Source organism: Bacillus sp. AFS001701 (assembly GCF_002559405.1).
In the GTDB taxonomy this organism is placed as follows: domain Bacteria; phylum Bacillota; class Bacilli; order Bacillales; family Bacillaceae_G; genus Gottfriedia.
On the sequence record NZ_NTZO01000336.1, the window covers coordinates 1 to 7,695 of the forward strand.

10 protein-coding genes are annotated in these 7,695 nt (G+C 33.2%); 5 read left to right on the forward strand and 5 right to left on the reverse strand.

Annotation, left to right across the window (positions count from 1 at the left end; genetic code table 11):
- The first annotated feature begins 151 nt into the window (after positions 1-151).
- A complete protein-coding gene (locus CN514_RS25845) occupies positions 152-316 on the forward strand; it encodes a hypothetical protein (protein ID WP_176525979.1) in 165 nt (54 codons plus the stop codon).
- Positions 317-384: 68 nt separating this feature from the next.
- On the opposite strand, the gene CN514_RS19335 is transcribed toward CN514_RS25845, so the two are convergent.
- From CN514_RS19335 to CN514_RS19345, 3 genes are all read right to left on the reverse strand, one after another.
- A complete protein-coding gene (locus CN514_RS19335) occupies positions 385-783 on the reverse strand; it encodes a thiol-disulfide oxidoreductase DCC family protein (protein WP_098234001.1) in 399 nt (132 codons plus the stop codon).
- A gap of 17 nt (positions 784-800) precedes the next feature.
- Positions 801-1,178: a globin domain-containing protein gene (locus CN514_RS19340; protein WP_025672250.1), complete on the reverse strand. Its 378-nt coding sequence runs from the start codon at positions 1,176-1,178 to the stop codon at positions 801-803.
- 123 nt (positions 1,179-1,301) lie between these two features.
- Positions 1,302-1,820 (reverse strand): VOC family protein, encoded by a 519-nt coding sequence (locus CN514_RS19345; protein ID WP_098234002.1) that lies wholly within the window; start codon positions 1,818-1,820, stop codon positions 1,302-1,304.
- Between the two features lie 151 nt (positions 1,821-1,971).
- On the opposite strand from CN514_RS19345, the gene CN514_RS19350 reads away from it, so the two are divergent.
- Complete coding sequence (locus CN514_RS19350; RefSeq protein WP_098234003.1) at positions 1,972-3,210, forward strand: DNA polymerase IV; 1,239 nt, start codon at positions 1,972-1,974, stop codon at positions 3,208-3,210.
- Positions 3,211-3,316: 106 nt separating this feature from the next.
- On the opposite strand, the gene CN514_RS19355 is transcribed toward CN514_RS19350, so the two are convergent.
- Positions 3,317-3,997, reverse strand: coding sequence for an N-acetylmuramoyl-L-alanine amidase family protein (locus CN514_RS19355; protein ID WP_176525980.1), 681 nt, complete (start codon positions 3,995-3,997; stop codon positions 3,317-3,319).
- Positions 3,998-4,233: 236 nt separating this feature from the next.
- Here CN514_RS19355 and ggt point away from each other — a divergent pair, with 236 nt between their 5' ends.
- From ggt to CN514_RS19370, 3 genes are read left to right on the forward strand one after another with little or no spacing between them, the layout of a single operon-like run.
- Positions 4,234-5,850, forward strand: a complete 1,617-nt coding sequence (gene ggt / locus CN514_RS19360; RefSeq protein WP_435817605.1) for a gamma-glutamyltransferase — start codon at positions 4,234-4,236, stop codon at positions 5,848-5,850.
- A 21-nt stretch (positions 5,851-5,871) separates the two neighbouring features.
- A complete protein-coding gene (locus tag CN514_RS19365; protein WP_098234004.1) occupies positions 5,872-6,453 on the forward strand; it encodes a chromate transporter in 582 nt (193 codons plus the stop codon).
- Positions 6,450-6,977: a chromate transporter gene (locus CN514_RS19370; RefSeq protein WP_098234005.1), complete on the forward strand. Its 528-nt coding sequence runs from the start codon at positions 6,450-6,452 to the stop codon at positions 6,975-6,977. Before CN514_RS19365 ends, CN514_RS19370 begins: the two co-directional genes overlap by 4 nt.
- 32 nt (positions 6,978-7,009) lie before the next feature.
- Here the strand turns inward: CN514_RS19370 and CN514_RS19375 are convergent, their stop codons facing one another.
- Positions 7,010-7,447: an SET domain-containing protein gene (locus CN514_RS19375; protein ID WP_098234006.1), complete on the reverse strand. Its 438-nt coding sequence runs from the start codon at positions 7,445-7,447 to the stop codon at positions 7,010-7,012.
- Positions 7,448-7,695 lie beyond the last annotated feature (248 nt).

A 7,695-nucleotide genomic window follows, 5' to 3' on the forward strand; every position in this document is an offset into this window, starting at 1 on the left:
GTTAAATAGTAATAAAATTCTAATAAATATGTAAATTGGAAAATATTACTGGAATTTTTTAGGGAAAAGTTAAATAAAAAATAAAGAAATACAAAAAGATATCTAATCGCAAATAGATAGGAAATATTTATTTGGAGAGGATGGTCAGATATTGAGTAAAAGAGGCGCTGGTATTGGGGGCATCGTGTTTGTAGGCTGTATGTTTTTAGGTGGAGGAATTGGTAGTTTATTACATGAACCACATTCAGGTTGGCTAATTGGAATGGGTGTGGGATTTTTAGGGCTTGCTTTAACAAGATTTCTAATAAAAAGTTAATTCGGGTACTAAAAAATAACCACAAGGGGAAATATTAACCTTGTGGTTATTTCAATTGAAGAGGACTTTTATAAATAAAATCTATCCCTAATTTCTTTTGATGGGATCATACACGATTCGTTTTTTCCAAAGAATCTAAAACGATTTCTTGCGATCAGTCTATATAAATAGTCACGTATTGTTGATGGGATTATGATAAAGGCATAGAAAAATTTTGGCCAACCTTTTAAATTTTTTGCAATAGAAAGTGCAGCTGATGATTCAATTTTTATTTTTCCATTTTGTACAAGAATAATTGAATCTATTGAACCAAGTTCGGGGTGATCCTTCTTAAGATTTTCTCCGAATGTGGATTGTAGTGCTGCAAAATGAAAATAACCTTTTTGGTCATGTTTAATAATAAATTGAACAGCCCCATTGCATAAAATACATTCACCATCAAATAAAATAATTGACCTCTCACTCATAATATATCCCCTAAAGATTATTCTTGGTTCACCATATGGTACGCAACATTTCTTAAATGCTGTAATAATGGCTCTTTAATTTCTTCATCTAAATCGACATCATCCATCGCTTTTCCCATACAATCTAACCAGTCATGAGCTAATTCAATTGTAATTGGAAAAGGCAAATGACGCGCGCGCATTCTTGGATGACCACGTTCCATACTATAATATTGTGGTCCACCTAAAAACTGTGTTAAAAATAGCTTTTGTTTACGTGCTGTTTCCTCCCAGTCACCTGGAAATATTGGTGACAGCCTCTCATGCTTTGAAACATAAGAATAAAAAGTATCCACGAGCTCTTCTAATTTTTCTTTCCCTATATAATCATACATTGATTGATTTTCGTTACTCAAAAGAAAATACCTCCATTAATTTCAAAAAATACAATTTAGATAGGTTTATTTTATCTCTTTTTGGACTTAATGAGAAGTAATAGGAACCTTAGGGAAATGTAATTTATTATTAAAACCCCTATTCTAATTCGAAGAGGGGTTTCCATCATATGCTTCAATTAAGTTGTTTAGATTGATTTTATTCTTAGTTTGGAGAACTGCTTTCATTACTCGTTCAGATTTTTCTAGATTGGAGTCATTTAATAGTTTAGGTAAAATGGTTGGAACAATTTGCCAAGATACGCCAAATTGATCTTTTAACCAACCACATGCTTGTGCATTTTTATCGCCATCCTTTGATAATTTTTCCCAATAATAATCTATTTCTTCTTGGGAGTCACAATGAACGATGAATGAAATTGCTTCTGTAAATATAAAGTGAGGTCCACCGTTTAACGCAACAAAATCTAGCCCTTCTAAGCTAAATTGGATCGTCATAACAGTTCCTTCTTCCATACTGTTTGGGTCATGTCTTTCTTTACCGTATCGTGTGATTCTTTCGATTTTTGAATTCTTAAATATAGAAGTGTAATAATTTACGGCTTCTTCGGCTTGAGTATCAAACCATAAATTCGTTGATATTTTTTGAATTTTACTTTGCATAGCTTTTCTCCTTTAATTCAAAAACGTTTATAATAATTAGATATTGGTTTTAGATTTTTTTAACTTTATCAGTTTTAACTATATTCAACATTAATACACGTTAATAGGAAATATAAAAAAATGATATTATACTAGCATAGGAGGTGTAGCAATGAATCAATGGGCACCAAAGAGCGGAAGAGTCATTTTACATGTTGATATGAATTCATTTTTTGCTTCGGTTGAAATAGCGAATGATCCATCATTAAAAGGTAAACCAGTAGTTGTCGCCGGCAATGAAAAAGAGCGCAGGGGAATTATCGTAACTGCAAGTTATGAAGCTCGAGCTTATGGAATTCGGGCAACAATGCCATTATGGGAAGCGCGAAAAAAATGTCCTGAGATGATTGTGAAAACTCCAAATTTTGAAGCTTACCGAAAAGTCTCAAGGCAAATATTTGAAAAATTAGGTACTATAAGTCCTAAAATTGAAGTGGCATCAATTGATGAAGGATATATTGATATAACCGATTGTGATGAAAAACTAGGTCATCCAATTAAAATAGCTGAATTGATCCAGTCAATGTTGTTAGAAGATCTTGATATGCCATGCAGTATCGGTATTGGTCCAAATAAATTTCTTGCGAAAACAGCTTCAGATATGAAGAAACCTCTTGGAATTACTGTTCTACGTAAGAGAGATGTTCCTACTATTTTATGGCCTAGAAAAGTTGGAGAGATGCATGGTGTTGGTAAGAAAACTGAAGAAAAATTAAATGGAATTGGCATTATTACAATAGAAGATTTGGCAAAAAGTAATGAAAAACAAGTACAAGAATTATTAGGTGTAAACGGTAAATCTTTAAGAAATAAGGCTAATGGAATAGATGAAAGAGAAGTCGATCCGAGTCGTATGCTTTCACATAAGACAATTGGCCAATCAACGACATTTTCATTTGATGTTTTTGAGGAACCAATGATTGCAGAAAAATTTGAAGCTCTATCTAAACGGGTAGCTGAACGATTAATTAAAAAGGGTTTAGTTGCTGACACTGTGACAATTACACTTCGATTTAGTGACCGAAAAACTATTAATCGAAGTAAAAAACTTTCTACACCTGTACAACAAGCTAATGATATCTTTAAAGAGGCATTTGATTTATGGAAAAGAAATTGGAACGGAGAACCATTACGTTTAATCGGAGTAACAGCATCACAATTAAATCCAAAAGATGAAATATCAAAGCAATTGGACCTATTTTCTTTTGAAAAGGATGCCAAACAAGAACCATTGTTTGAAACACTACATAAATTGCAAGATAAATATGGAGAACAAGTGATTAGTTTGGGGAGACAAAAAAAGAAAATTGACTCAAACAATATATTAGATATATTGAAATCTACAGAGTAAACAACTTCTGGGCTTTCAATTAAAGGTCCTTTTTTTTTGTCCTCGTTTTTTAACTAAAAAAAGACGGTCTATTTATTAGACAGTCTTCAAATAGTTATATAACCGTTTAAACTTTCTCAATAATAATTTTAGTTGCTGTTGGAAGGTATTGTTCTACTGCATTCAGTACATTTTGATCATCTTGATATGCACCAACTTGTACACCGTCTACGATTACTCTATGCATTTCAGACTTAGTCTTAGCTGTTAAATTAAATGCTTTTACTAATCCATTTACATGCCCTTGAGCTACTTTTTGTCGCCAATTTGGGTCTTTTAGTTTTGCAGCATCACTTGCATTATCAATGAAACCATTTTCAGTCAAAATCGCTGGCATATTTGATTCACGTAATACATGAAAATTAGCTTTCTTTTTACCACGATCAGTTAGACCATTAAGTTTAACGATTTCAGGATGTAAATCGTTTCTGTATTGGGCTGAAGTAGACGTATCTGACAAACTATCATGTATATAATCCTCATAACCAGACGCTGATGTATTAAATGAATTGATATGAACAGATAAAAAGTAGCTGGCACCCCATGAGTTTGCATCGTTCGTACGTTCAGATAAAGAACGATCCGTGTCGGTAGATCTGCTCATTCTAACCTCAACGTCATTATAGTTATTTAATAAATCTCTTATTCTTAATGCGATATCCAAAGTTAGGTCTTTTTCCTTTAATCCATTACCTACTGCACCTGAATCAGAGCCACCATGCCCTGGATCTAAATAAAGTTTCAACATTAAACTAATCCCTCCTAATGATAATCTATTCAAAGTAGCCTTTTGTTGAAATGGACAAGCATCTAATGTATATAACCAATTTTTAAGACTATTAGTTGAATTAGACATACATTCTACCAAATTCTTTTATTTAGATTGATAGTTAAGTAGGGGAATACTAAAATATTGTCGAATTTAAAGATTAAGTTATTTTGTTATCTAATATAACTATTGCCAACAGCCAAGGAGGAAAGTGTATGTTTACAAAAATGAAAGCGAATGAACACGTTTATTCTTCACATCGTAATGTGGTGTATGCTAGAAATGGAATGGTCGCTACTTCCCAACCGTTGGCTGCACAAGCGGGCCTAGATATTTTAAAAAAGGGTGGTAATGCAGTAGATGCTGCAATCGCTACAGCTGCTTGCCTTACAGTAGTAGAGCCTACTTCAAACGGTATAGGTGGAGATGCTTTTGCATTAGTTTGGATGAACGAAAAGTTATACGGTTTAGATTCAAGTGGACCAGCTCCTAAAAATATATCGATTGAAAAATTAAAACATTTAGGGTATGAAAAAATGCCTAAATATGGTTGGATTCCAATAACTGTCCCTGGTGCTCCGGCTGCTTGGGTAGAATTATCGAATCGGTTTGGGAGACTTTCGTTAAAGGAAGTGCTACAACCGGCAATTGAATATGCTCGTGAAGGTTTTCCGATTTCACCAACATTAGGTAAGTTTTGGAAAAAGGCTTATGAAATATACAAAAAGGAGTTAAACTCTGAGGAGTTTGTTGCTTGGTTTGATACGTTTGCTCCAAATGGAAGAGCTCCTGAAGTAGGAGAAATTTGGTCGTCACTGGATCATGCAATAACTTTAGAAAAAATAGCTGAAACAAATGGAAAAGATTTTTATAAAGGTGAAATTGCAGATAAAATTATTGCTTCTTCAAATCAATATGGTGGTTTTTTAACAAAAGAAGATTTAGAGTCTTTTAAACCGGAATGGGTAAATCCAATTAGTATAAATTACAGAGGCTATGATGTGTGGGAAATTCCACCTAATGGTCAAGGAATTGTCGCACTGATGGCTTTAAATATGTTGAAAAATGATCAGTTTGATGACAAAGAGAACGTAACTACATATCATAAACAATTTGAAGCAATGAAATTAGCTTTTGCTTGCGGAAAGGAATATGTGACAGATCGAAAGTTTATGAAGACTTCGGTTGAGAGTCTATTAAGTGATCAATATGGAAAAGAACGCTATTTAGGGATCACGGAAACTGCTCATACACCATTACCTGGACGACCGCCTAGTGGAGGCACTGTTTATTTAGCAACAGCTGATGGAGATGGAAATATGGTCTCCTTTATTCAAAGTAATTATATGGGTTTTGGGTCAGGTATAGTAATTCCTGGAACTGGGATTGGATTGCAAAATAGGGGTTGTGATTTTAGCTTAAATGAAAAACATGCCAACGCTTTAATCGGTGGAAAAAAATCATATCATACAATTATTCCGGCATTTTTAACAAAAAATAATAAAGCAATTGGACCATTCGGTGTAATGGGTGGTTATATGCAGCCTCAAGGCCATGTTCAAGTAATCATGAATAGCATCGATTTTCATTTAAATCCACAAGAAGCCTTAGATGCTCCTAGATGGCAATGGATTGAAGGGAAAAGAATTGAAGTCGAACCTAGTTTCCCTCAAGAGTTTATAAAAGAGTTACAGGCTAAAGGTCATGAAATTAAGGTTGTAAAGGATACTGGAAGTTTCGGGCGAGGCCAAATTATTTGGAGAAAAGAAGATTCTGGCGTTTTAATGGGTGGTACAGAATCAAGAACGGACGGTTGTATAGCAAGTTGGTAAATATGAAAAGGAATTGATTTAATGAAACAATTAGAAATATTCATCGCTTTTTTTCGAAGTAGTATTTTAGGATATGGTGGGGGACCATCTACAATTCCTCTAGTATATAAAGAAGTCGTGGATACGTATAAATGGATGAAAGACGAAGAGTTTTCTGAAATTTTAGCTATAGGAAATATGCTCCCAGGTCCAATCAATACAAAATTAGCAGGTTATATTGGTTATCGTATTGGTGGCATAATCGGAATGCTTAATGCGATCATTGCAACGACCTTACCGACAATCCTTTTAATGATTATACTTTTAACATCATTATCGTCTTTTAAAGATATTAAATGGGTTAATGGGATGAAGGAATCAATTGTACCTGTTGTAGGGGTAATGTTAGGTGTATTAACATGGCAATTTTATCAAAGTTCAAAAAAAGGATTGAAAGCACTAACAATATTAATTCATTTAGTTGTCGGTTTGTTTCTAATTCAATTTTTACACATACACCCAGCGATTATAATTGGTGGTTTACTAATATTTGCAATCTTCCAGCCAGTAAAAGCAACTTCCTCAAATGACCATAAGACGAGGAAGGGGAGTACAAACGAATGATATATTGGAAATTATTTCTTTCATTTCTTATAACGAATCTTTTAGGATATGGTGGGGGGCCGGCTACAATCCCATTAATTCAAAATGATGTTGTTACACAAAACCATTGGTTAACTCAACAGGAGTTTCATGAAGCATTTGCAATGGGGAATGCCTTACCAGGGCCTATCGCAACTAAAATGGCTGGATATATTGGATACAAAATTGGAGGAATCTTTGGTTCCTTTATAGCAGTCATTGCAACGGTAATTCCTTCTTTATTACTAATGATTCTATTAATTGGATTACTTTATAAAAATCGTGACTCAATACGAGTAAAAAGAATGACAGCATATGTAAAGCCGACAATTGTTGTCCTTTTAGGTCTACTTACATTTCAATCTTTTTCTGATTCGTTTCATGATATTGGAGCATTCCAAGTTATTTTTATTGCAGTTTGTACATTTTTCTTAATGGAAAAATTTAAAATTCATCCAGCTTTTGTAGTACTTGGTGCGTTAATTTATGGTGCCATTAATCTTTAAAAATAAAAAAGAAACCAACTAATTCAATTGAATTAATTGGTTTCTTTTTCTTCTTCTTCTTCTTCTTCTTTTTGTTTGCTCATAACTTCTTCATAATCTTTATTAAACCAAAGTGGATCCATATTATCTACTTCACCATTATAATTAATCAAAATTTCTTCGCCAGCTTTAATGTCTTTGTAAGCGAAAAAATCAAATGTGTGATTATCAAAGTTAATATCGTAAGTTGCATTTGCATCATAAGAATGGTTGAATAGCATTCCGTATCCTAGAAGAATAGCTGAATGATTAATACCATATTCAAATGCATAGTCTGCTAATAAAGTTTTCTCGATATGCTCATGTTCCTCGTTCGGGTAAGAAATAACTGGCGCCTCGTGTATCAGTTCACCTTTTGCAATATCACGTGTTGCAAAGACACCTCGATTAAATTCACCGTCACTCAACGTAGAAGTTTTAATTTCAATCATAATTACACCTATAATTCTCTCTTAAGTCTTATAGTTAGTTTGCCACTAATTTAGATATAAATCAATTTTTTTATCTAATTAGCGTTATTCACATAAAAGTGCGTCTCTTTTTCGATCGAAAGAAGTAGTAAAACTCAGGACAAGTCTACTATAAGATTAAAAACTAATAAAATTAAAAAAATCTAAGTATATATTTTGCCAAAACATCAAATTATAAAATTGTTATATATATATAGGGAGGCAGATTA